This window comes from Bifidobacterium choerinum (genome assembly GCF_002761235.1).
In the GTDB taxonomy this organism is placed as follows: domain Bacteria; phylum Actinomycetota; class Actinomycetes; order Actinomycetales; family Bifidobacteriaceae; genus Bifidobacterium; species Bifidobacterium choerinum.
The window spans coordinates 372,420-397,084 of the sequence record NZ_CP018044.1; the positions used below are offsets into that span (position 1 = coordinate 372,420).

The 24,665-nt window shown below is 67.0% G+C and carries 16 protein-coding genes, 1 tRNA gene and 1 pseudogene; 10 read left to right on the forward strand and 8 right to left on the reverse strand.

All coding sequences use genetic code 11. The annotated features are described in order from the left end of the window. Positions 1-3: 3 nt before the first annotated feature. Positions 4-801, forward strand: a complete 798-nt coding sequence (locus tag BcFMB_RS01455; protein ID WP_099720846.1) for an N-acetylmuramoyl-L-alanine amidase — start codon at positions 4-6, stop codon at positions 799-801. An 8-nt stretch (positions 802-809) separates the two neighbouring features. Next, complete coding sequence (locus BcFMB_RS01460) at positions 810-1,184, forward strand: phage holin family protein (protein ID WP_099720847.1); 375 nt, start codon at positions 810-812, stop codon at positions 1,182-1,184. A 48-nt stretch (positions 1,185-1,232) separates the two neighbouring features. On the opposite strand, the gene BcFMB_RS01465 is transcribed toward BcFMB_RS01460, so the two are convergent. After that, positions 1,233-2,057, reverse strand: a complete 825-nt coding sequence (locus BcFMB_RS01465; protein ID WP_099720848.1) for a tyrosine-type recombinase/integrase — start codon at positions 2,055-2,057, stop codon at positions 1,233-1,235. Between the two features lie 44 nt (positions 2,058-2,101). Between BcFMB_RS01465 and BcFMB_RS09455 the strand changes: the two genes are divergently transcribed. Both BcFMB_RS09455 and frc read left to right on the forward strand, forming a co-directional pair. Further along, positions 2,102-2,194: transfer RNA gene (locus BcFMB_RS09455), tRNA-Gln, on the forward strand. A 204-nt stretch (positions 2,195-2,398) separates the two neighbouring features. Continuing rightward, complete coding sequence (frc, locus tag BcFMB_RS01470) at positions 2,399-3,733, forward strand: formyl-CoA transferase (protein WP_099720849.1); 1,335 nt, start codon at positions 2,399-2,401, stop codon at positions 3,731-3,733. Positions 3,734-4,119: 386 nt separating this feature from the next. On the opposite strand, the gene BcFMB_RS01475 is transcribed toward frc, so the two are convergent. The 4 genes from BcFMB_RS01475 to BcFMB_RS01490 all read right to left on the reverse strand — a co-directional run bounded on the left by BcFMB_RS01475 (position 4,120) and on the right by BcFMB_RS01490 (position 11,301). Then, positions 4,120-5,253 carry an AEC family transporter gene (locus BcFMB_RS01475; RefSeq protein ID WP_099720850.1) on the reverse strand — a complete coding sequence of 378 codons (1,134 nt, stop codon included), beginning with the start codon at positions 5,251-5,253 and terminating at the stop codon, positions 4,120-4,122. Positions 5,254-5,412: 159 nt separating this feature from the next. After that, entirely contained in the window at positions 5,413-7,188 is a 1,776-nt protein-coding gene (oxc, locus tag BcFMB_RS01480) for an oxalyl-CoA decarboxylase (RefSeq protein ID WP_099720851.1), read from the reverse strand. 95 nt (positions 7,189-7,283) lie between these two features. Beyond that, the gene (locus BcFMB_RS01485; RefSeq protein WP_232513834.1) at positions 7,284-8,813 is read right to left on the reverse strand and encodes a chloride channel protein; all 1,530 of its coding nucleotides are present in this window, start codon (positions 8,811-8,813) and stop codon (positions 7,284-7,286) included. Between the two features lie 196 nt (positions 8,814-9,009). Then, positions 9,010-11,301: a peptidase gene (locus BcFMB_RS01490; protein WP_099720853.1), complete on the reverse strand. Its 2,292-nt coding sequence runs from the start codon at positions 11,299-11,301 to the stop codon at positions 9,010-9,012. A gap of 341 nt (positions 11,302-11,642) precedes the next feature. Here BcFMB_RS01490 and BcFMB_RS01495 point away from each other — a divergent pair, with 341 nt between their 5' ends. After that, positions 11,643-13,673 carry a maltotransferase domain-containing protein gene (locus tag BcFMB_RS01495; RefSeq protein ID WP_232513835.1) on the forward strand — a complete coding sequence of 677 codons (2,031 nt, stop codon included), beginning with the start codon at positions 11,643-11,645 and terminating at the stop codon, positions 13,671-13,673. Positions 13,674-13,873: 200 nt separating this feature from the next. Next, positions 13,874-14,395: an inorganic diphosphatase gene (locus tag BcFMB_RS01500; protein ID WP_024540245.1), complete on the forward strand. Its 522-nt coding sequence runs from the start codon at positions 13,874-13,876 to the stop codon at positions 14,393-14,395. A 119-nt stretch (positions 14,396-14,514) separates the two neighbouring features. Here the strand turns inward: BcFMB_RS01500 and BcFMB_RS01505 are convergent, their stop codons facing one another. Continuing rightward, entirely contained in the window at positions 14,515-15,261 is a 747-nt protein-coding gene (locus BcFMB_RS01505; RefSeq protein ID WP_099720855.1) for a transporter, read from the reverse strand. A gap of 281 nt (positions 15,262-15,542) precedes the next feature. Between BcFMB_RS01505 and BcFMB_RS01510 the strand changes: the two genes are divergently transcribed. From BcFMB_RS01510 to valS, 4 genes and pseudogenes are all read left to right on the forward strand, one after another. Beyond that, a complete protein-coding gene (locus BcFMB_RS01510; protein ID WP_099720856.1) occupies positions 15,543-16,304 on the forward strand; it encodes a winged helix-turn-helix transcriptional regulator in 762 nt (253 codons plus the stop codon). Positions 16,305-16,422: 118 nt separating this feature from the next. Continuing rightward, a pseudogene (nth, locus tag BcFMB_RS01515) lies at positions 16,423-17,070 on the forward strand (endonuclease III); the annotation flags it as partial. 245 nt (positions 17,071-17,315) lie between these two features. Then, the gene (locus tag BcFMB_RS01520; protein ID WP_099720857.1) at positions 17,316-18,857 is read left to right on the forward strand and encodes an ABC transporter substrate-binding protein; all 1,542 of its coding nucleotides are present in this window, start codon (positions 17,316-17,318) and stop codon (positions 18,855-18,857) included. Positions 18,858-18,958: 101 nt separating this feature from the next. Continuing rightward, entirely contained in the window at positions 18,959-21,736 is a 2,778-nt protein-coding gene (valS, locus tag BcFMB_RS01525) for a valine--tRNA ligase (RefSeq protein ID WP_024540240.1), read from the forward strand. A gap of 271 nt (positions 21,737-22,007) precedes the next feature. On the opposite strand, the gene BcFMB_RS01530 is transcribed toward valS, so the two are convergent. Beyond that, positions 22,008-24,020 (reverse strand): tubuliform spidroin, encoded by a 2,013-nt coding sequence (locus BcFMB_RS01530; protein WP_157775015.1) that lies wholly within the window; start codon positions 24,018-24,020, stop codon positions 22,008-22,010. Positions 24,021-24,156: 136 nt separating this feature from the next. Further along, complete coding sequence (locus BcFMB_RS01535; protein ID WP_024540238.1) at positions 24,157-24,564, reverse strand: chorismate mutase; 408 nt, start codon at positions 24,562-24,564, stop codon at positions 24,157-24,159. Between the last annotated feature and the right edge of the window lie 101 nt (positions 24,565-24,665).

Here is a 24,665-nt window from a genome sequence, read left to right on the forward strand (position 1 = left end):
CAAATGGGATACCAGTATCTGACCCAGTACGACGCCGCGTGCTACACGCCTGGCCGCCCCTACGGCATCGACTCCATCACGATCCATTGGTGGGACGACCCGGCCAAGCACCCAACCTTCGACGGCGTCGTGAACACGTTCGTCACCGGCGCACGGCAGACAAGCGCCCATTACGTGGCCGAAGCCGGCAAGGTCGCGTGCCTCGTCGCCCCCGGCGACCGCGCATGGGCGTGCGGCGACGACGTGAACGTCAACAGCGGCGGCAATGACCGCAGCATCTCGATCGAATGCAACCCACGACAGTCGGACGGCGACTACGACACCATCGCACAGCTGATCGCCGATCTGCGCGCCACCTACGGCGACCTGCCGCTCTACCCGCACCGTCACTGGAGCTCGACCGGATGCCCCGGCACCTACGACCTCGCACGTCTCGACCGCCTCGCCCGCACCAAGTCCGGCAAGAAACCGGCCGCGAGCACGCCGGCACGCCCGGCCGCGAATCCAGCGCCGGCACGCAAGGACCTCGACACCGTGGCTCGCGAGGTCATCGCCGGACAATGGGGCAACAACCCCGAGCGCGCCGCGAAACTGCGCGCGGCCGGATACGACGCCGACGCCGTACAGGCACGCGTCAACCAGATGCTGGGAGCGCGTCCCACGCCAGCGCCGTCCGTGGACATCGACGCGCTTGCGCGCGCCGTCATCCGCGGCGACTACGGCAACGGTGACGAGCGCCGCCGACGCCTCGGATCCAACTACGACGCCGTCCAGCGCCGCGTCAACCAGATGCTGGGATAGGTGATAGCGTGACGAACGTGTATGTCATCGGCATCACATGCGCCTTCATGTGCGCCGACATCGTGACCGGATTCCTAAAAGCCTGGCAGGCACACGACATCCAATCACGCGCACTACGCGCCGGCCTCTTCCATAAGGCCGCCTTCTTGGGAGTCATCGGCATCGCACAGCTGACCGAACTCGCGGCGGACAAGATCCCGCAGATAGAGCTCGACGTGCCCATCACCGGAGGCATCTGCGCGTACATCATTTTGACCGAGATCGTCTCAGTGCTCGAAAACCTGCGCGACATCAACCCCGATATCGGCGGCGTGCTCAACAGGTTCCCGGCCCATCCATCAGACGAGCCTACGGACCCGCCACAGAAGCCCGACAAGGAATAAGGTTTGGCCAAAACAGTTGCATGTACAACCGTTTTGGCCAAAACCGTATCACCGGATCGCCACGCCGGCGACTGCATCGTGCAGCCGTCCGTCAGGCATTGCCACATAACGCTCTGTGGTCTCGGTGCTTGCATGACCGAGTAACCGTGAGACCACGAGTAGATCGCTCGTGTCCGCGTAGACCGTCGTCGCGAAACGATGACGTAGACTGTGTGCGCCGTATCCATCTGGTAGCAGACGGCTTAGGTGTTTGCCGACGTAGCTCTCTTCGACGTGCCCCGACCATCTGCCGGGCAGTAGCCAGCCGTGGGCGGCGTCGATTGCATGAGCCAGGTCGTCGGGTAATGGCACTAGCCTCTGTTTGTCGCCCTTGCCTCTGACTATCAGCATCCAACCGCGAGCGTCGCGCACGAGATCGTCAGACTTCACTCGCGCGATCTCGCCACGGCGTAGACCGCACTCCGCTGCCAAGCGCAGCATAACGACATCCGTGCCACGAGCCGCACGGAGTGCGCGGGAAATAGACGCGTCCGGGCAAGGGTGCGGGTGCGGTTGTGGCTTGCGGACGCTCGGTAACTGTGCGCTTGGATCGTCTGCACGGTGACCGGATGATTGTAGCCATCGGAAGAAGCTCACGATTGTAGCCCGGTACGCCTTGCGTGTCTCTGGCCGCCAGTCCTGCGAAGCGCAGGTGTGAATGATCTGCTCTGTGGTCACGTCATTGGGACTTGTATCGAGCAGCGAAGCAATGTGCGTCAGCTTGTATTGACGGCACTTGACCGTTTCGGTGGATAGGCCGGCAGCTATGAGTGTCTCACGCCACTCTTCCATGAGATTGCGCCACGCCGGCGGGGCGCTTGTTTTTATAGCCATTCCACACGGTACTCACCTCATGCCCGCTTACGCCGTTAAGATGAAGCGGGAGCTTTTGGGAAAAATCATGGATTTGAACCTTGGACCTCTGGCCGTATCGCCAGAGGTCCAAGGTTCAAATCCATGCCCCGCTACCAACCACGAAGGCCGGAGATCTGCGGATCTCCGGCCTTCTGCGTTTCGGCGCGCAAACCGCCGGCATCGTCTCTGCCGCCGGCGGCTTCCCTAGCAAAATCACTCCCGTGGCGGAAACCTTGTGACCAGTAGCTGAATCGATGGAGCGGCTCGGTCGTCGATGCGTATATTGAAGGCACTATCGGCTCTGTAAACAAGGAGGCCATATGGCAGAGGCAACCAATACCGCACCACTCGCGGGAATCAAGGTCATCGACTGGACGCAGGTGCAGTCGGGTCCGTCCTGCACGCAGATCCTCGCATGGCTCGGTGCGGAGGTCATCAAGCTGGAGAAGGTCCACGGCGGCGATCCGACCCGTAACGAGATGAACGACGTCGATGGCTCCTATTCGCTGTACTTCCTGCAGCTCAACGCCAACAAGAAGTCGCTCACACTCGACATGAAGACCCCGGAGGGCAAGCAGGTCCTCACCGACCTGCTCAAGGACGCCGACGTCTTCGTCGAGAACATCGGCCCGGGCGACGTCGAGAAGCTCGGCTTCGGCTGGGACGAGGTCCACAAGATCAACCCGAAGTGCATCATGGCCTCCCTCAAGGGCTTCAATCAGGGCAGCCGCTTCGAGCATGTCAAGGCCTTCGAGCCGGTCGCGCAGTGCGCGGGCGGCGCCGCCTCGACGACCGGCTGGTGGGAAGGCGACGAGAACATCCCGACGCAGTCCGGCGCCGCGCTTGGCGATTCGAACACCGGCATGCATCTGACGATCGCGATCCTCACCGCGCTGCTGCAGCGCGAACGCACCGGCGAAGGCGTCTTCGTCTACCAGTCGATGCAGAACGCCGTGCTCAACCTGTGCCGCATCAAGCTGCGCGACCAGCTCATCCTCGACCATCTGCATCAGCTGTCCTACTACGACTGCTACCCGGGCTACAAGTTCGGCAAGGCGATTCCGCGTGCGGCCAACGCCGAAGGCGGCCTCGTGCTTGGCTGGTGCTACCGTGCGAAGGGCTGGGAGACCGACCCGAACGCCTACGTGTACATCGTCATCCAGCAGTCCCAGAAGGGCTTCGAGGAGTTCTGCAACGCGATGGGCTTCCAGGATTGGCTCACCGATCCGCGCTTCAACACCGCGCAGGCCCGTGACGAGCACAAGCAGGAAGTGTACAAGCGCGTCGAGGAATACACGATGCAGTACGACAAGTACACGCTGACGAAGGAACTCGGCGCCAAGGGCGTCCCGGTCGGCCCGGTGCTCGACTGGAACGAGCTCGAGAACGATCCGGACCTCAACGAGGACGGCACATTGATCACGATCGATCAGGGCGACGCCCGCGGCAAGTTCAAGACGATCGGCCTGCCGTTCACGATGAGCAACTACGCGCCCGACTACCAGCGCGCGCCGAAGCTCGGCGAGAACAACGAGGAGATCCTCGAGTCCCTCGGCTACACCGAAGACCAGATCAAGGACCTCGCGACGAAGGGCATCATCGGCTCCAACGACGGCGTCAAGGCCGACCTGACGGCCGCCCCGGCACAGGCCTGATTTCCAGATTCCATCCATAGCCGCGCCCGACCGCTGGTCATGGATGGCAAATCCAGGGGAGGGCCCACGGCATCATATCGATGCCGTGGGCCCTCCCCTTCTTCATTGCCCGGCGCGGACTGATCCCCTCCATGGCCCGCATGGCACGACGACGGCGACGCGCAGTATTGCCGCAACAACAATAGGGGGGCACTCATATCCGTGCCATCCATACACCTGCGGCCTAAGGCATCTATCATCTGCAACACCAAGGCGCGCACCAAACGAATCCTCAAGCGCAATCCTCAGCCGATCATGTCCTCAGGTAATGCCTCATGCCGTGGAACATAAGGACCCCGACCATCGGGCATGGTCGGGGTCCTTATGCAGCGATCCGAATCAGCGACTCAGTGGGCGCACAGCGGCACGAGCCAGATCCACAGCAGGCAGGTGACGGCGAAGGCGACGGTGGAGACCGCCGTCGTCGACGCGCCTTCCTTGACGTAGATGTTGTAGCGGCTCGAGATGATGATGCCGGAGAAGGCCGGCGGCAGCGCGACGGCGAGCACGAGCATCGAGAGCTTGTTGACGTCGGAGCCCATGCCGCACAGCAGACCCACGCCGAGGAACGCGGCAGGGGTCAGGATCAGGCGGTAGAAGGTGTTCCACAGCGTCTCCCAGCCGAGCGAGAACTTCACGGTGGACAGTGCGAGGCCTGCGGCGAGCACGGCGACGCCGGAGTTGGCCTTCGCGATGAGGTCGAAGGTCGGCGCGAAGCTGGCCGGCACACGCACGCCGATGAGCACGAGCACGATGGCGAGCAGCGGGGCCCAGCAGACCGGCTGCTTGAGCGCGTTGATGAGCGCCTCGAGGTTCTGGTTCTTCTTCTTGCCCTTGTTCGAGGACTTCGCGACCATGACCTCGGCGTTGCGATCCTGCTTCGCATCCTTCGACGGGTCGACGGCTTCGTCGTCCTTCGTGGCGACGATGGCCGGCGTCTTCACGGCCTTGTCGGCGACCTTGACTTCGCCCTTCGAATTCGTGACGGTCGCGGCCGACAGCCGTGCGCGGTCCTTCGCCTGTCCGACGTTGATCAGATACATACCGATCGGGATCGTGATGGCGTTGACGACGATCGAGATGATCGCGATGACGAGGTTCGTCGAGACGGTGTCGCCATAGATCGGGTCGAGCACGGCGAATCCGAGGAAGCCGATCGTAGGCGAGCCTGCGATCAACGCGCAGATCGCCGCCTCCTGGATGCTGTGGTGGAACATCAGACGGCACAGATAGTAGCTGATCATGAACATCACGATGATGCCCACGAAGCCGATGGCGGTCAGGACGGCGTCCTGCGCGAGCATCTCGCGCGTCGCCTTGACGATCGAGATGAACAATGCGGCCGGCAGCGCGATGTTGAGCACGAGCTTGTTGAGGCCCTGACGCTGGTCGTCGTCGAAGTAGCTGAGTTTGCCGCAGACATAGCCCAACGCCATGATGACGATGATCGGGACGATGTCATCGATAAGTATTTTTCCCATGATGGATGCTTCCTTCTCTTGAGGCTGTCGCCGCGATGCCGAAAAACCGCTGCGACGGCGGTTGGTGAGCCGTGTGACGGGCGCCGGAGGCCGGACGGGCCGGTCGGTCGCCCCCGATGGGGACGACGTACGGCCGGCCCGTCCGGCCAAGGCGTCAGATCACATGCGGGCGCCTTCGATGTACGGATGCTCCGTCACCTCGGAGGTCGCCAGCGGGCCGACGACCGGCTTCGGATTCAGGTTGGTGATGTGGCCCGACTCCTTGCCGGCGTAGTCGGCGAGCTGCACATGCACGAAGCTCGGCTTGCCGGAGGCGACGGCCTCGCCGACCATCTGCTCGACCTCGGCCGGCGTCGTCGCGTAGTAGCCGGTGCCGCCGAAGGCCTCGATCATCTTCTCGTAATGCGCCTCATAGGTGAGCGTCAGCGGCGACGGATCGCCGTCGTCGCCGAGGTTCTTGAAGTCGCCGCGGTAGATGCCGCCGTTGTTGAGCACGACGAAGGTGATCGGCAGATGGTAGCGGCATGCGACCTCGACCTCCATGCCGTCGAAGCCGAAGCCGGAGTCGCCGCCGATGTAGAGCACCGGCTTGCCGGTGGCGACGGCGGCGCCGATCGAATAGCCGACCGCGCAGCCCATGACGCCCCAGGTACCGCAGTCAAGACGGTGGCGCGGCTGATAGATGTCGATGATGTTGCGGCAGTCGTCGAGCGTGTTCGCACCCTCGTTCGTCAGGATGAGGTCCTTGTGCTGGTCGTAGACCTTCTTGATCGCGCCGAGCGCGTCATAGTGGCCCATCGGCACCTTGCCGGAGTTGATGCGCGCGGCGAACTTCTCGTCGTTCTTCTGCGCGTCGGCCTGCAACATGCCGAGCCATTCGGAGGAAGCCTTGAACGGCGTCTTCTCGAGACCCTCGTTGAGCATCGTCATCGCGGACTTGATGTCGCCGACGACCGGGCACGCGATCGGGCGCGCGTTCTCGATCTCAGCCGGATCGATGTCGATCTGGATGAACTTGACGTCCGGGTTCCATTCCTTGCCCTCGCCGAAGTTGAGCATCCAGTTGAGGCGTGCGCCGACGACGAGCACGACGTCGGCCGTGCGCAGCGCGAGCCCACGGCAGCTTGCCGTGCAGTGCGGATCGTCGTCCGGGATGACGCCCTTCGCCATCGACATCGGCTGGAACGGGATGTCGGTCTTCGCGACGAAGGCGCGCAGCTCGTCCTCGGCCTGCGCGAGCGCCGCGCCCTTGCCGACGATCATCAGCGGGTTCTTCGCCTCACTCAGCAGCTTGAGCGCGTTGTCGATCGACGCCTGCGCCGGCGGCATCGCCGGGGCCGGGTCATTCGCGACCCACAGCTTGGCGTCGGCATCCGCCTTGTCCATCGTCTGGGCGACGGCGTCGTCCGGGAAGTCGATGTAGACGGCGCCCGGACGGCCCGAGCACGCGATGTGCATCGCACGGGCGACGGCGAGCGGAATGTCCTCGATACGGTCGATACGGAACGATTCCTTGCAGAACGCCTTCGCGTAGTTCATCTGGTCGAGGCCTTCGTATTCGCCTTCGTGCATATCCACGACGTGACGCGTCGAGGAGCCGCCGATCATGATGACCGGATAGCCGTTCTCAGTGGCTTCGAGCAGCGCGGCGAGGCCGTTGAGGAATCCAGGCGCCGAAACGGTCAGCGCGACGGCCGGCCGACCAGTCAGGAAGCCCTCCGCGGCGGCCGCGTTCACGGCGTCCTCCTCATGGCGCATGCCGATGAACCGCATGCCCATGCCCTGCGCGATGCGCGCGAAGTCGGTGACCGGGATGCCGACGACGCCGTACATGTTCTTGATGCCGTTCTTCATCAGTGCCTCGGCGAGGTAATGCGGCGAATCGGTCAGGTTCTGTGCCGTCGTCGACGTGCTCTGCGTTGTAGAATCCGTCATAACTTCCTCCATTCGGAATGTCGTTATCACCGATTCTAGGTCGCTCGTCTCATATACCGAGAGGGAAAGCGTTCAGCGTATTTATTCGCCCTCGGCTATCGTATGCGCCGCCCGTCGCTGCCATTGCGATGCCACCAGCGCCCGGAGCCGCGCTCCCTGCGCTGCCGTTCGAGGTCGCGCCGCCACTGCTCGCCCTCCTTGAGCGCCGCCTGCTGCGTCGTCGATGCGACCTGCTGGATCGCCGACCCCGCCGCCACGGCGAAGTCGGCAAGGCCGGCGTCCCCCTCGCGCTCGTCAAGCAGCGCGCTACGGCGAAGCCCATGGAAGAACTGCTTCCATCCGGACCGGGCGAGCACGTCGATGCCCGAACCGTAGATGCCGACCGGATAGCCGAACATGAACGCGACGCACACGCCGATCGCAAGGAACGGCGCGGCGGCCCAGCCGAAGATCTCGCAGCCGAGCAGGAACGCGGAGAGCGGGCAGCGGTTGAAGGCCGCGAGGAAGCAGATCGAACCGACCGCCGCGCCGAACAATGCATCACCGCCGGTCATCGCGAACGACGCCGAGCCGATCATGCCGCCGAGGCACAGCGACGGCATAATCTCGCCGCCCTTGAACCAGAATCCGAGGCACAGGATTGTCAGCAGCATCTTGATGAGGAAATCGAAGGACACGTTCGGCGTCCGCAGCACGTCGTTGAGCAGGACGCCGCCCGAGCCGGTGAAGCGTGTCCACCCGCAGGCCGTCACGAGCACGGCGACGACGAGGCCGCCGACGACGACCCACAGATAGTAGTTGCGCCGGATGCGGGTCGTCACGCCCTGCACGAGGCGGATCGCGATCGCGAAGAGACTGCCGAAGAGCGCTGCGGCGATGCCGATGACGACGCACATGCCGACGCCGTGCCAGTCGAGCTGCGGCACGCCGACCTTCGTGATGACGTCGCCGATGCCGAAATGCCTCGCGACGACGAATCCGGCGAAGCAGGCGACGAGCATCGAACACACGTAGCGCAGCCCGGCGAAGCGCATCAACTCGAGGACGAGCATGCATGCGCCGAGCGGCGCAAAGAACAATGCGGAGAACGTGGCCGCCATGCCGGTCGCGGCGACGTACAGATGCATGTCCTGCGTGTCGTCGTGGTTCGGGCGGCGCACGACGTTGTGCAGCCTGAACGGCCGTCCGATCGTCGTGCCGAGGCTCGCGCCCAGCTGCATCGCGCCGGCCTCCTTGCCGACGCTGCCGCCGGCGAGGATCGTCATCGCGTTCGCGATGAGGATGCCCGGCGCGAGCAGTCCACTGATCCGGTGGCCGGCGCGCATCCGTTCGATGACGCCGTCAGTCGTCAGGTTGAGCGGCAGCCTCCACCAGCGGTACAGCAGCAGCTGCACGACGCCGATAACCGGCAGCAGCCAGACGAGCCACGGCGCGCGCACGAAGACGTGTCGCGCGCCGTCGACGACGAGGCACAGCACGATCGAACCGAATCCACACAGCACGCCGCAGACGAGCGCATAGAGCAGATGCTGGGCCGCCTGTCCGGCATTGAAGCGCAGGATCCACTTCGCCGGGGCCGGCTGCGCGTCGTCGTCCGTCTTCGGTTGCGCCTGCCCTGTGCTCACGATCCGCTCTCCTTGCACGTCGATGGCCGCGTGCGGCGCGGCCGCCGTCTACACCGGTATCGTACAGCCGCGCGCCGCGGCGCAAAGGCGATTCCATCCGACAGCGTGCAGACATGCACCGCCGGCCATCGCGCTATGCCGTGGCCGCCGGCACATGTCCTTTTCCGCCCGCCGCACGTCGCTCAGTGCCTGCCGCTCAGTGCCTGCGTGGCCGCCTCGCTCCGCGACGCAGCCTGACCGCGGCGATGCCGGCCGCCGCGCAGGCAAGGCATGTCACCGTCAGCGGCGCCGCCGCGGCCACGCCGGTCGCCGCGAGCGCCGGCTTCGGCGCCTGTTTCGGCTGCGTGCTTGGCTTCGGTGTCTGTTTCGGCTTCGGTGCCTCGACGACTTCGACGACCTCGCCGGGCACGCCGATTTCGTGCGTCGCGAGGACGTCGCCGTCGCGGCTCAGCACCGTCGCCTTCCAGTACACGAGGCCGGCCGTCGGCGAACGCGTCTGTTCACTCTCCACCTGCTGCGACGTGCGCGTCGGGTCGAGCGGGTGGGCGCCGCCGGACAGCAGCAGGCGGTTCGTCCCGGGCCGCGTGGCGTCGTCCTCGTCGATGGCCTCGTAGGCCTCGAAGACGACGACGGCGCCTTCGGGCACCGTGCCCTGCACGGTCGCGACGTCACGGAACGCTTCGCCGATGTTGACCTTCGCACGGTCGACCTGCGTCGTCAGCGTCGGCGGTTCGGCCGGCTCCTCGGTCACGTGCACGCGTTCCCAGCTGTCGGCGTACGAGCTCGCCGCCGGCGCGACGCGGTCGTCGCCGGCGAAGCTCCAGACGAAGACGTACCAGCCGGGCGTCTCGGCGATGATCTCAACCGGCTCGCCGTGCGCGTCCGGGGCGCCGCCGCCGACGCGCAGCCCGCCGTTGACGGCCTTGTAGTCCCAGCTGCCGATGAGGCGGTGGTGGTCGTCGGGCTGCGGCTGTCCCTCCCCTTCGGGCCGCCATATGGTGTCGTCGCCGTCGCCGCCGGACCACCATACGCTCACCTGCGCGTACGGTTCGTCGGCGCCGACGCCGATCGTCTCGTCGCCCTTCCACTGCCCGTGGTCGTCGGGGAATCCGGAGACCCAGATTGTGTCCATGAGCTGCGATCCGACGTGCGCCGTGTGCTCGTGCGCCTCGGAGCGCACGTCGACGGTGTCGCGTCGTGTGACGTTCGTCTCGGCGCCGTCGACGATCGCCGTGACGATGTCCTGCGCGAGGTAGTCGCCCATCGATCCGTGCTGCCGGTCGCGGCGCGCCGCCCACAGCCAGGTGCCGAAGCCGCTTGTGGCCGTGGCATGGTAGTCGCCGTCGGCGTCGCGCGCGACGGCCGTCTGTTCGCCGGGGGCGTCGAAGCTCAGCCGCGCGGTCGCGACGGGTTGATGGCCGAGCGTCGTCGCGACGCGCTTGACGAAGTCGTCGGCGCGCTCGCCGTCGTGCCGTTCGATGCGCCGCGTGACGGCGTCGGCGTTCAGGCCGTCGAAGTACCAGCCGTCGACGGTGAGCGTCTCGCCACGCGGCCAGACGTCGTCGGGGCCGGCCATGCCGACGGCGACGGCGTCGGTGACGCGAACGCCCGCTTCGATGAGCGTCGGCGTCGTCACGGTGCGGATCGTCGGCGTGAAGGTCTTCTTCGCCGGGAATCGGATTCCGTCGAAGGCCTTCGCCTGTCCTTCGCCGACGCGGACGAGTCGCTGCGACGACGTGATGACGTCGACCGACGGCACCTTCGCCGATCCGGAGACGCGCACGTCGCCGTCGCCGGTCGACACCCATCGGATGACGGCGGCCTTGTCGCTGGAGACGCCACGCCAGGTGCGCGAGCCGTCGGCGAACACGGCCGGCCCGTCGAGTGTCAGCGTGTAGCCGATGCCGGACACCGGCGCGCCGCGCGCGTTGTCGATTGAGACGGTCACGTCGCCGTTGCGCCGTCCTTCGTCATAGGACAGCTTCGTGTTGAGCTTCGCCGGCGTCAGCGCGTCGGCTTCAGCAAGCAGTTCGTCGACGCGCGTGAAGATCTGCGGATAGCGCTTTTTGAGGCTCGCGCGCGACGACGGCCACCCCTGCGGTCCGGTGCTCGTGTCGAAGAAATCATGCAGGATGACGGCGATCGCCGCGTGCGTGACGTCCTGCTTGACCTCGGTGTGCGGGTAGCGGCTGATGAGCACGGCCGCCTTGCGCGCGTTGAGCGAATCCTGCATCGTCGTCGCCGCGCCGACCGTGTAGTTCGTGTTCTTGTCCTGCTGGATGCAGTAGTAGTCGAGTCCCGCGCCGTCATGGCCCACGGGGCCGATCTCGTACAGGACGCCTCCGTTGAAATACGTGAAGTTGTAGGGGCTCGCCTCGGTGAGCTTCTCGCCTTCGGCCGCGTCAGCGACCGCGACCGGCGCGAGGACCGCCGCGCAGGCCGCCACGGTGGCGGCCGCGCGATGCAGGATCGATGTGAATCGCGTCATTGCAGTTCCTTCCGTTGGTGCATGCTGATCGCCGCCGTTGCGACGGCTGGCTCGAGCTTGGCACCGGCCGCTTCGGAGGCGCAAGCACAACCGGGCGTTGTGACCGGAAGGCAGGCTCGGCGGCCATTTGGGGACGACACGGACTGTTATCCACACTGTGCTTTATCCACATGCCATCCACATCGGTGCATGCGCGCGCGAATCCATCCACATTCCCACATCGGATCACGCCCGATATGACAATGCGCCGTGATTGTGCTTTGGACGCCCGTGATACAGGATGTTTCACCGATGTGACCAAATCCGCCCCATGTTCACAGCGTATCCATACAATGAGGGGCATGAGAGAAGCACAACACACTCAGGAAACAGCAACCAGCACGACCGCACGCACGCGCAAGCCGCGCGCGAAGAAGCAACCGCAGTTCACGGGGGATGCGCCTGCACTGCCGATCGCGGCCAAGGAACCCGGCCAGTTCGGCCGCGTCGCGATCACGAACGTCACCCCGGCGAGCGAGGACGGCGCCTTCATGCCGCGCGTCGAACTCGGCGAGCCGTTCACGGTGACGGCCCGCGTCTTCATGGAGGGGACCGGCCACGTCGGCGCCACCGGCGTCCTCAAGGGCCAGCGCGGCCGCATCATGGCGCGCAAGCCGATGACGCTCACGAACACCGACCTCGAATCGTACGCCGTCACATTGCAGGCCGGCGAGCACACCGACGTCGCCCCGTGGGACGAGTCCTTCGCCGAGACGGCCAAGCAGCTGGGCAACTGGAAGTTCGCCGTCGAAGGCTGGGCCGACACCTTCGCCGACTGGCTGCAGCGCGCCGACGAGGAACCGGCCTCGGACGCGATCGCTAAGGAGGGCTCCGAGATCCTCGGTCGCTGGGCCGGCACGCGCGACGCCGCACTCGACGCGCAGCAGCGCAGGATGCTGCGCGACACCGCCAAGGAGATGCTCGACGAGACCGTCGACGCCGCCGACCGCATCGCGATCGCGCATGCCGACGAGATCCTCGCGCTGCATCGGACGAATCCGCTGCGCGACGGCCTGACGGCGAGCGCCGACCGTCCGCTGCGCGTCGAGCGCCCGAAGTCGAGCTTCGGCGCCTGGTACCAGTTCTTCCCGCGTTCCGAAGGCGCCGTCAGGCACGAGGACGGCACCATCACGCCGGGCGACCTGCATACGGCGATGAGCGGCCTCGAACGCGCGAAGGACGAAGGTTTCGGCATCGTCTACCTGCCGCAGATCCTCCCGACCGACGACGCCGGCGCCGTCACCGACCACGAGTCGGTCGACCCGGCGCTCGGCTCCGTCGACGACTTGCGCGCATTCGTCGGCCGCGCCCATGAGCTCGGCCTCGAGGTCGCGCTCGACTTCACGCTCGCCTTCGCCGCCGACCATGCGTGGAAGGCCGCGCACCCGCAGTGGTTCCGCGCCGACGGCACGATCGACTACGACAACGACTTCGCCGGTATCGAGAAGGCGGCCGTGGCCGCGCTCGGCGTCTGGATCGACCTGGGCGTCACCGCCTTCCGCGTCGGCGCGCCCGAGGCGACGCCGGTGCGCTTCTGGCAGGACGTCATCGCCGAGGTCGTCAAGGCGCACCCGCAGGTGCTGTTCCTCGCCGAGGACAGCGACCGTCCGTCGATGACGCGCGCGCTCGCCTGCGCCGGCTTCACGCAGTCCTACGGCACCTTCGCGTGGCGCAACACGAAGGAGGAGGTCGACGCGTTCCTGACGGCCACGAACTCGGACACCGCGTTCTGGCAGCACAACGCGTTCTGGCCGACGACGCCGGATTCGCTGAGCAACTACCTGCGCGACAACGGCATCGCCGGTTACGCGGTGCGCGCCGTGCTCGCCGCGATGGGTTCGCCGACGTGGGGCGTCTACAACGGCTACGAGCTCGTCGAGAACACACAGCGCGACGGCGCCGAGCAGCCGGCCGTCAGCGAGCTCGACACGATCCGCGTGCGCGACTGGGACAAGAGCGACGACTACGGCATCGCCAAACTCGTCGCCTCGCTCAACGCGATCCGCAACGCGCATCCGGCCACGCGCAGCTACCACAACCTCACAGTGCTGCCGAGCGCGAACCCGAGCATCCTCGCCTTCGCGCGCCAGACTCCGGCCGAATACACCGGCACCGGCAAGCCGGACACGCTGATCGTCGTCGTCAACCTCGACGGCTACCACGAGCAGCAGTCGAACGTGCATGTCGACCTCAACGCGCTCGGCCTGCCGACCGACGGCACCTACCGCGTCAAGGACCAGCTGACCGGCCGCGAATTCGACTGGAGCTGGGACAACTTCGTCGCGCTCGCGCCGTGGGCGGACGTCGCGCACATCCTCAGCGTCGAATACTGAGCGCCGACGGCATAGCCGCATCGACCTGACGATGCCGATGGGGAGGGCGGGGTTCAGCCTGAGCTGAACCCCGCCCTCCCCATCGTCGCATCCGCGCCCATGCGCCGCCTGTTCATGCACGGCGTGCACGCCCGTCGCCCGGACGCGCGCGGTGTATGGTGGTAGCGGGTTTCAACACTCATCAACCAAGGAGAACTACCATGGCAGAAACTTTCAACGTCGTTGTGGAGATCCCGCGCGGATCGAAGAACAAGTACGAAGTCGACCAGGCCTCGGGCCGCGTCTTCCTCGACCGCACGCTGTTCACGGCGATGGGCTATCCGGACGACTACGGCTACATCGACGGCACGCTCGGCGAGGACGGCGATCCGCTCGACGCGCTCGTCATGATCCCGGATTCGGTGTTCCCGGGCTGCGTCGTCGAGTGCCGCGCCGTCGGCCTGTACCACATGGTGGACGAAGAGGGCGGCGACGACAAGGTGCTGTGCGTGCCGAACGACGTGCGCTACGACAACATCAAGGACATCGCCGACGTCTCCGAGTTCCACAAGGCCGAGATCAAGCACTTCTTCGAGCAGTACAAGGCGCTTGAGCCGGGCAAGGAGGTCATGCCGGGAGACTACTGGGCGGACGCCGCCACGGCCGACAAGGAGATCAAGGAGGCGCGCGAGCGTCTTGCGGCCCAGCAGAAGGCCGAGCACGACGCCGATCTCAACGACTGATCGCAACTGATCACGGCCGTCACCCCCGTCAGCGGCGACACGGAACGATGAACCCCCGCCGTCATGGCGGGGGTTCATCGTTCCTAATTCTAGAGAGAGCGACGGCGCCCTGTCCGCCATCACACGAGCAACATTACCAACACCGCGATACCAACGGCGGCGCCGGTGAGCATCAGCGGCATCATCCCCATGCCGATCCATGGCGAGCGCGCGTCGTCGAGCGGCCGCACGTCGCGCGTCCACAGGCACGACATCGCCGCGAGCGCAAGCGCGACGAGCGCGACGGCGGCGAGCGTGAGCGCACGCACGACGGGCCGCACGCCGTCGGCGTGCATCAGCATCGGCAGGAAGCACCAGCCGGCCGCGGCGATGCAGCTGACGCCGTCCATGACCATATGCGACATCTGCACGATCATGTCCGTGCGCGGGTTGCGTGCCATCTGCCGGGCGAAGGAGACGACGAGCAGCATGACGAGCAACGTCGCGCAGCCGGCGAGCCATGCGGACACGGACAGCGACTCCGAACGTTCGACGCCGTCGGGGTGCACGCCGAAGACGAGTTCGCCGAGGAACGGCGTCGCCGCGCAGATCATCGAGCAGAAGCCGAGCACGCACGCGGTGATGCGGCCGGGCAGCCCGTCGCGCAGCGGCGTGAAGAACGCGGACAGCATGATGAGGACGCCGACGACGGACAGCAGCAGCGAGTAGACGACGCCGCCGACGTTCGCGCTGCCGGGGATGCAGGCGAGCGCGACGAGGACGACGTACGCGACGATCTGCACGAGCAGCGGCCGGGTCACGGAGCGCGACGGCTGCATCAGCGGCGCGCCGCCTTCGGGGACGTCGGCGTTCTTCATATCGGTCATGGCATTCACCTCGGGTCGTCTCGTCCGCACGCCGCGTCCGCTTCGGCGCGACGGGCTCGCATCTGTCGTCAGTCGATGACCAATCTAGTCGCCGCCGCGCACATTCGCGCCGTGCAAGGCCGTGCGCGCCCACGACGATGCAGGTACCATACGGCCGCCGGCGCGCGTGGCCGGCGCTCTCATACTGGAACGCTTCAGTCGCCGGGACCGTGCTTGTCGGTACAATATAAGGCAGCGCCGAATGCGCGCGACCGCATGAGACATCCGAAAAGGGGCACATTGTGACGGATCTGACACTGATGACCTTCTCCCACGATCCGGCTTCCGTATTGCCCTCGCTCGCGCTGCTCTCCCACCGCGTGCGCGTGCTGCCGATGGACGCCGCGAGCCTCGTCAAGATGCCGGAGAACACGATTCTGTTCCTCGATGGCCGCGACGACCTCGCCACCGCGAAGACGCTGTGCCGCCTCATCCACGCCTCCGGACTGTCGACGCCGATCGTGCTGGTCCTGACCGAGGGCGGCTTCACCGTCGTCAACGCCGAATGGGGCGTCACCGACGTCGTCGTCGCCTCCGCGTCGCCCGCCGAGGTCGAGGGCAGGCTGCGGCTCGTCGCCGAGCGCGGCGCCGCGAACGTCGTCGCCGCCTCCTCCGGCGCGCCGGCGAACGACGAGCAGGAGGACGGTCTGATCCGCTGCGGCGACCTCGTCGTCGACACGAACGGATACACGGCGAACCTGCGCGGCATCCCGATCGATCTCGCCTACAAGGAGTTCGAGCTGCTCAAGTACCTCGTGCAGCATCCGGGGCGTGTGTTCACGCGCGCGCAGCTGCTGCAGGAGGTGTGGGGATACGACTACTACGGCGGCACGCGCACCGTCGACGTGCACATCCGCCGCCTGCGCGCGAAGCTCGGCGGCGAATATGAGCACGTCATCGGCACCGTGCGCAACGTCGGCTACCGCTTCGACCCGCCCGAGGAGGACGAGGAGCGCGCGCAGGCGCAGCAGGCCGCCGGCAAGGCGAAGCCGAAGAAGGACTGACGTTCCCCTCTCCTCTTTTTTTCTTCCCCGCGTACCCGGCATCGGGAGTAGACTCGGGGATGTCGGCGTCGCAGCCGACGACCGCGCTACGGCGGCATGACGGATGGGAGGTGCGGCGATGGCCGCGAAACGGGAATCGAAGCGGGCGCGCGTCACACGCATGCACCGCGAATACGATCGGCTGCGCGAATTCATCCCGGTCACGAAATGCCAGCTCGACTACCGCACGCCCTTCGAACTGATCGTCGCAACGGTGCTCAGCGCGCAGACGACCGACCGGCGCGTCAACGGCGTCACGCCCGAGCTGTTCTCCTGCTATCCGAACGCCGACGCGCTCGCGAAGGCGAACATCAGCGACGTCGAGTCGATCATCCGCACGCTCGGCTTCTACCGGATGAAAAGCAAGCACATCATCGAGCTCGCGCAGGCGCTCGCGACGCGCTTCGGCGGCGTCGTGCCGCATACGATGGCGGAGCTGACGTCGCTGCCCGGCGTCGGACGCAAGACGGCGAACGTCGTGCTCGGCAACGCGTTCCACATTCCGGGATTCCCGGTGGACACGCATGTCATCCGCGTCACCGGGCGCCTCGGCTGGCGCGACGCCGACGAGATCGCCCCCGAGGACATCGAACACGACGTGACGGCCGCGTTCCCGCCCGAGGAGTGGACCGACCTGTCGCACCGCCTCATCATCTTCGGCCGCACATTGTGCACGGCGCGCGCGCCGCAGTGCGCATGGTGCCCGCTGGCCGACTCGTGCCCGAGCGCCGGCGATTTCCTCGACCTGCCGTCGGCGCGCACCGGCACGCGCCACCCGGCGAAGCGCGCGGCGGCGACGCGCAGGACGGCGGCATCGGCGAAGACAGGGAAAACGGCGACGGCGAAGAAAACGACGTCGAAATCGACGACGGCGGCGAAGCGATCGACATCGGCATCGGCGTCCCGGTAGACGCGAGATCCGCGCGGACGGCACCGGCGCACGGTAGTCGTCTGCCGGTATACTGCACAGTCATGCATACCCAGGAATCTCGCGGCGCACGCGTCGCGCCATGGATCGTCTTCGGCGCGATCGTCGCCGTCGCCGCGATCGTCGCGGCCTTCCTGCTGCTGCGCGGACATGACGGCGAACTGCCATGGGGCGGCGACCGTTCGCGTGAATACACGGTCGGCCTGACCGACCAGCCGACGTCGCTCGACATCCGCACGAACGACGAGCGCGGCGTCGAGCAGGCGCTCGTCGGCAACGTCTACGAGACGCTGCTGACGAGCGGCGACGACGTCTCGGTCGCCGCGAACCTCGTCGCTCGCTGGATCCCGTCGACCGACGGCCTGCGCTACTCCTTCGTATTGCGCGACGGGCTGACCTTCGCCGACGGCAGCGCGCTCGACGCGAGCGCCGTCGTCGCGTCGCTGCAGCGCACGATCACCGACCGTCGCGTCGGCTACGAGGAGCTCGGCGACGTCGCCGAGGTGCGCAACACCGACGCCTCGCAGTTCACGATCACGTTGCGCAAGCCGAACCCGCGGCTGCTGTGGGCGCTCACCGGCCGCGCCGGCATCATATACAACGTCGCCGCGGCGCAGCGCGCCGGCGACGACTACGCGCGCCACACCTACGGTTCGGGCCCCTTCGACGTCGCCGGCAGCGACGGCTCGTCGATCACGCTCACGCGCAACGACCACTACTGGGGGCGCAAGGCGGCGGCCTCACGGATCCGCCTCGCCTACTACAAGGACGAGGCGGCGCTCGCCGACGCCGCCGAGGCCGGCGACCTCGACGTGGCGCTGCCGCGCGAGGCGGCGACGGCGCAGCGGCTCGCGAAGCACGACGGGCTGCATGTCGGCGACGGCGACGGCATGCGCCAGACGATGCTCGCGCTCAACAACGCGCAGGAGAGCCCGTTCTCGGACGTGCAGGTGCGTCAGCTGACGCGCTACGCGATCGACGCGGCCGGCATCGCGAAGACGCAGCCGGAGTCGGCGGCGCAGCTGTCGGGGCCGATCGGACGGCTGCAGCCGGGCTACGTCGACCTCGACGACCTGTTCCCCTACGACGAGGCGAAGGCGGCGTCGATGCGCGCCTACTTCCCCTACGCCTACTTCCACGAGTTCACGGTGCTCACCGACGAGACGCACCGCGCGGTCGCCGAGCGGATCACGACGACGTTCAACGACGTGCTGTCGATGCCGGCGACGCTCGAGGTCGTCGACACGCGCGAGCTGGCGAGGCGCGTCGCCGACGGCGACTACGTCTGCGCGCTCGTCACGCTCGAAGGCGTCGACGACTACCGGCGATTCGTCGACGGATCGCCGATGTTCCACTACCAGAACGGCGAGGCGCAGCGCATCTACGAGGACGCGCTCGCCAAGCCCGACTACAACGGATACCGCGAGCGCATGCGCGACTTCGACCGCGTCGTCAGCCAGGACGCGGCGAGCGCGTGGCTGTACGAGAACAAGGACTTCGTCGTCACGAAGACGTCGGTCGGCGGCGTGCCTGCCGAGAATTCGTCGTGGAGGCTGCGTCTCGCAGGCCTCGCGCCGCGCAGCTGAAAACGCGGCGTGCGCCGCGGGTTCAGCACACCGCGAAACGCGCGCGGCGAGCCGTGTGCGCGGCGGCGATGATGTCATAGACGCTTTTTAGACTGGCGGTTATGACTGATAGCGAAGACATCTCCATCAGCGCCAATCTCACCCCCCTCCCCGACCGCGTAGGCGTGGACGGTCTCGAGGACAAGTGGCGCAGCGTCTGGGACGAAGACGGCACCTACACATTCCACAACCCCGGCGAGCGCAGCGCCGTCTATTCGATCGACACGCCGCCGCCCACCGTCTCCGGCCATCTGCACGTCGGCCACGTGTTCTCGTACACGCACACCGACATCATCGCGCGCTACAAGCGCATGAACGGCTTCGAGGTCCTCTACCCGATGGGCTGGGACGACAACGGCCTGCCGACCGAACGCCGCGTGCAGAACTACTACGGCGTGCGCGTCGACACGTCGCTGCCCTATGACCCCGACTTCAAGCCGCCGTTCGAAGGCACCGAAGGCAAGAAGATCCAGGCGAAGGACCAGGTGCCGTGCTCGCGTCGCAACTTCATCGAGCTGTGCGAGCGCCTGACCGCGCAGGACGAGAAGCTCTTCGAGAACCTGTGGCGCCGTCTCGGCCTGTCGATCGACTGGTCGCAGACCTACCACACGATCGGCGAGCATCCGCGCCGCGTCGCGCAGAAGGCGTTCCTGCGCAACCTCGCGCGCGGCGAAGCCTATCAGAAGGACGCGCCGGGCCTGTGGGACGTCACGTTCCAGACGGCCGTCGCGCAGGCGGAGCTCGAATCGCGCGAATATCCGGGCTTCTACCACCGCATCGCGTTCCGCTTCGAGGACGGCACGCCGATCTACATCGAGACGACGCGTCCCGAGCTGCTCTCCGCATGCGTCGCGCTGATCGCGCATCCGGACGACGAACGCTACAAGCCGTACTTCGGCAAGATGGTGACGTCGCCGCTCTATCACGTCGAAGTCCCGGTCCTCGCCCATCCGGCCGCCGAGATGGACAAGGGTGCCGGCATCGCGATGTGCTGCACCTTCGGCGACATGACCGACGTCGAATGGTGGCGCGACCTGCATCTGCCGACCCGCCCGGTCATCCAACGCAACGGCCGCATCATCATGGACACGCCGGACTGGATCCATGATGGGCAGGGCCGCGAGTACTTCCAGGCGATCGAGGGCAAGACGACGTTCTCGGCACGCAAGGAGGTCGTCGAGCAGCTGCAGGCGGCCGGCGAGATGGACGGCGAGCCGAAGCCGACGATGCGTATGACGAACTTCTACGAGAAGGGTGACAAGCCGCTCGAGATCGTCACGTCCCGCCAGTGGTACCTCGAGAACGGCGGCACGAACAAGCGCCTCAACGCCGAGCTGATCGAGCGCGGCAAGGAGCTCAACTTCTACCCCGACTTCATGCGTGTGCGCTACGAGAACTGGGTGCACGGCCTCAACGGCGACTGGCTGATCTCGCGCCAGCGCTTCTTCGGCGTCCCGTTCCCGCTGTGGTATGCGCTCGACGAGCATGGCGAGCCGGACTACGCGAACCCGCTGACGCCGAGCGAGGACCGTCTGCCGATCGACCCGTCAATCGACGTGCCGGAAGGCTACACCGAGGATCAGCGCAACCAGCCGAACGGCTTCATGGCCGAGCCGGACATCATGGACACGTGGGCGACGTCGTCGCTGACGCCGCAGATTGTCACGAAGTGGGCCGAGCCAGGCGAGGAGAACGAAAAGTTCTTCAAGTCGACGTTCCCGATGGATCTGCGCCCGCAGGGACAGGACATCATCCGCACGTGGCTGTTCAGCTCGATCGACCGCGCCGACCTCGAGAACCACTGCCTGCCGTGGGCGAACGCGACGCTCTCCGGCTGGATCCTCGACCCCGACCACAAGAAGATGTCGAAGTCGAAGGGCAATGTCGTCGTCCCGAACGAGCCGATCGAGAAGTTCGGCGCCGACGCGGTGCGCTACTGGGCCGCCTCGGCTCGCCTCGGCCTCGACGCGACCTACGACGAAGGCCAGATGAAGATCGGCCGCAGGCTCGCGATCAAGCTGCTCAACGCGACGAAGTTCGCGCTCGCGATCGGCCGTGAGGACGAGAACCATCACGTCGGCGAGCCGGCGAGCGCCACGTGGGATCCGAAGGACGTCACAGAGCCGCTCGACCGCGCCGCGATGGCGAAGATGGCGAAGGTCGTGCTGGACGCGACCGAATCGCTCGAGAACTACGAGCATTCGAAGGCGCTCGAGACGATCGAGGACTTCTTCTGGCAGTTCTGCGACGACTACATCGAACTCGTCAAGAACCGCGCCTACGGCACCGCCGAATCGACCGGCGCCGCGCCGAGCCCGCAGGCCGTCAAGTCGGCCCGCACGACGCTCGGCCTCGGCCTGGACGCCTTCGCACGTCTGCTCGCGCCGTTCCTGCCGTACACGACCGAAGAGGTGTGGAGCTGGATGCACGCCGGCGAAGGCTCGGTGCACCGCGCGCCGTGGCCGAAGCCGCTGACCTACGCGGCGGCCGCGTTCAAGGCGTCGCCGGATCTGCTCGCGCAGGCCGGCCATGCGCTCACGGCGCTGCGCGGCATCAAGTCGAAGGCGAAGGTCTCGATGAAAACGCCGATCCTGTCCGTCATGCTCAACGTCAGCGACGAGATGCGCGACGCGCTCAAGCCGGCGCTCGGCGACATCGCCGAGGCGGCGCGCGTGACCGGCCGGATCACGCTGCGCAAGGCGAGCGACCTGATGGAGAAGTACGCCCGACCGAAGGACGACTCCGACGAGACCGCCCCGGCCGAAGCGACCGAGGAGGAGACGATCGTCGTCGCCGACAGCGAGCTCGGCGAGCCGCCGGCCAAGAAGCCGAAGCACTGAGCCGAACGCCCAGTCGCGTAAGGGGATGGCCCCCGGAACCACGAATCGGTTCCGGGGGCCATCCCCTTATGCGACCGTTACGAGCGCGCACTGCACCCGGAATGTTCGCCAACCGCACCGTCCGCGACCGTTCCGGCCGCCATCCGCACCCAGAACGGTCGGAAGGATGCCCCTCTGCGAACGCAAGCGGTGCGATAGACACCGAACATGATTGCAAGTCCCGTTTCCAGCGACCGCGACGGACGCCATCCACACCCGAAACGGTCGGAGCTCAGCGCGTGCCGTGCACGATCAGGAAACGCGTGTCGAGGACGTCGCCGGTGCCGGCGCGCATCGGCGCCTTCGCGACCTCGTCGGCGAGCGCACCGCCCTTCGCCAGACCGTCGGCCGTCAAATCGAGCGCCGTCCTGGCCGACGCGATGCGCACCGCCTCGTCGATGAACGGCTGCGTGTCGGCGGCGATGAACGCACGCTCCCAGGGGTTCGCATCGACGAGCGCCATCCATCCGTCCTCGGAGATCTCCTTCGACACCTGCCGCTGCGCGTCGCCGCCGGTTTTCCCGGATTTGCCGGAATCCTCGGCGTCCGACGATCCTCCCCCGCCGATCGATTTGGTCACCGATCCGGCGTATTTCGAGATCTCGGCGGACGCGTCGTTGGACGACGGCGTCACGAGCGTCGACATGTCCTTCGGACCGTGCGCCGCCTGCTGCCGCTTCTCGGCGTCGGCGATGCGCGCCGCGCGCCGCGCCCGCGCCTGCCCGCCAAGCGGGTCGTCCAACCATTGTTCATAGGCCGCGCGCATCAGCGGCGAGTCGCGCAGCACCGGCTGCAGCTGCATGCGTATGTCCGCGCCGGAACCGGAGGCGTCGTCGCCGCCGAGTTCGCCGGGGAAACGCTGCAGGATCTGTTCGGCCGCGTTCGCCGCGCCGGTGTGCTCGCGCGCCGAGGCGAGCGTCGCCATCGCCGCGTCGACGCCGGCCATGTCGTCGCCGAGCGTGCCGCTGCCGTTGCGCGCGTTCGTCGCCGCGATCGCCTCGGCCTTGCACGCGCCGGCGCGCGCGAGGTCGCCGCCGGTCAGGTCGTTGAGTTCGGAGGTGTAGACATCGGTGTACGCCATCGAATACGGGATCATCGCGCGCGACAGCTGACCTTGCCCGTCCGAGTACATCTGCGCGCCGATGCGCGCCTGTTCGCCGGCCGTTTGTCTGAGGTCCTCCGTCAGTCCGCTCGTGCCCTGCTGGCGGATGCGCGTGATGATGCGGTCGACCTCGTCGGCGGCGCCGACGTGCTGGTAAGCGTCGGAGACGTTGTTGACGGCCGTCGCGAGCCCGGTGACGGCGCGCGCGAGCGGCGTGTCCCCCTTGAGTTCGCCGGCGGTGCCCATCAGCGCCGTCATCTGCGTCTTCGTGCCGATCGAGCCGGACAGATGGTTCGTGTAAGAGCCGACGTAGGCGGCCATGTAGTCGTGGAAGGCCCGCTGATGCGCCTTCGTGAGTTCGGCGATCCGCTGCTTGGCGAGCGTGCGCTCCTGATCGCGCAGCTGCGTCAGCGTCGCGAGGAACGCGGCGTTCGCGCCGTCGTCGGAGCCATCGGAGGATCGGCCGGCCTTGTTGACCGCCTCGGTGAGCGTCGCCGACTGCGCGCCGAGCGCGCGCAGCCCGTCGCCGTAGGCGGCAGGCGAATCCGCGGACAGTGCGGCGACGGCGATGTCGCCCATCGAGAACTTCGTCGCCTCGACGAAGACGCGCATGTCGAGCGGCTTGCCGGGCGCGGCCGTCGACGAGACGACGATCGTGTCGCCGTGCCGCTCGACGGCTGCGCCGTCGTCGGCGCTGACGTCCTTCGCGCCGTTCGCCGGCATCGTGAACGCCGCGAACAGGCGCAGCTGCCGCGCATAGCGGCGCGCGGCGCCGTCGGCCTGCTGGTCCGGCGCGATGTGCAGATGGATCTGCACGGTGCCGTCGGCGCCGTCGAGCGCGGACATGTCGACGTTCGGGCCGTTGAGCGCGTAGTCGACGTCGACGGTCCACGGCAGTCGTCCGCGCGCCGTCATCGTCGTCACGTCGCCGCCGGAGGGCGTCATCAGATAGTAGCGGTGCGCGCCGGCGCCGGAGGCCATCGTGAACACGTCGTGGCGTGCGAAGCGCGTCGCGGCCGCGGCGGCCGAGACGATGCCGGCGGCGGCCTGTTCGGCCGCTCCGGCGATCGCGACGGCGCACGGCGCCGCCGTGCATGCCGCCACCGTCGCCGCCGCGCACAGCTGTATCCACGCTCGTCGCATCCCATTCCCTTCGTCGTCCTGATCGTCCATCCGATCGCCGCAAAGTCCGATTGGAGGCGCCGTCGTGCGCCGCCGTCCGTCTCCACCCTAGTCGCCGCCCCGGCGGAATCTCCTCCGTCGGCGAAGCGGCGCACCGTCAGGCGAAGACGTCAAGGACGCCGGCGTCGCCGTCCTCCTCGGCGATGCGGCGGTGCCGCCGCTTCGCCTCGGTCACGACGAACTCGCGGTACTGTTCGGCGATCTCGACGTCGAGCCCGGCGCCCTGCGCGACGCGACGCAGCCGCTGCATCTGCTGCTCCTCGCGCGTGTAGTCGGCGGGTGCGAATCCGGCGCGCGCCTTGAGCGCCCCCACCTGCGCGGTCGCCTTGAAGCGTTCGGCGAGCAGCGCGACGATCGCCATGTCGATGTTGTCGATCGATGCGCGCAACGCGTCGATATGTTCGACGATGCGCTGCATCTGCGGGTCGTCCGATTGTGCGAAGGCGTCGATGTCGGTCGCCTCCTCGCGCGCGTCGGCGCGCCAGCCATCCTCCGTGGTAGTCATGGGTTCCACCTTAGCGTGCGGTGTGGCTAGCGCGGCGCTCAGTGACGGCCATGAATACGACGTTGGGCGGGGACGGACGGCGTCGTGCCGTTCGTCCCCGC

Coding starts and splice junctions, on each gene's coding strand:
- BcFMB_RS01455 (WP_099720846.1), top strand. CDS start 4: ATGGGATACCAGTATCTGACCCAGTACGACGCCGCGTGCTACACGCCT.
- BcFMB_RS01465 (WP_099720848.1), bottom strand. CDS start 2,057: ATGGCTATAAAAACAAGCGCCCCGCCGGCGTGGCGCAATCTCATGGAA.
- frc (WP_099720849.1), top strand. CDS start 2,399: ATGGCAGAGGCAACCAATACCGCACCACTCGCGGGAATCAAGGTCATC.
- BcFMB_RS01475 (WP_099720850.1), bottom strand. CDS start 5,253: ATGGGAAAAATACTTATCGATGACATCGTCCCGATCATCGTCATCATG.
- oxc (WP_099720851.1), bottom strand. CDS start 7,188: ATGACGGATTCTACAACGCAGAGCACGTCGACGACGGCACAGAACCTG.
- BcFMB_RS01490 (WP_099720853.1), bottom strand. CDS start 11,301: ATGACGCGATTCACATCGATCCTGCATCGCGCGGCCGCCACCGTGGCG.
- BcFMB_RS01495 (WP_232513835.1), top strand. CDS start 11,643: ATGAGAGAAGCACAACACACTCAGGAAACAGCAACCAGCACGACCGCA.
- BcFMB_RS01500 (WP_024540245.1), top strand. CDS start 13,874: ATGGCAGAAACTTTCAACGTCGTTGTGGAGATCCCGCGCGGATCGAAG.
- BcFMB_RS01505 (WP_099720855.1), bottom strand. CDS start 15,261: ATGACCGATATGAAGAACGCCGACGTCCCCGAAGGCGGCGCGCCGCTG.
- BcFMB_RS01520 (WP_099720857.1), top strand. CDS start 17,316: ATGCATACCCAGGAATCTCGCGGCGCACGCGTCGCGCCATGGATCGTC.
- valS (WP_024540240.1), top strand. CDS start 18,959: ATGACTGATAGCGAAGACATCTCCATCAGCGCCAATCTCACCCCCCTC.
- BcFMB_RS01530 (WP_157775015.1), bottom strand. CDS start 24,020: ATGCGACGAGCGTGGATACAGCTGTGCGCGGCGGCGACGGTGGCGGCA.
- BcFMB_RS01535 (WP_024540238.1), bottom strand. CDS start 24,564: ATGACTACCACGGAGGATGGCTGGCGCGCCGACGCGCGCGAGGAGGCG.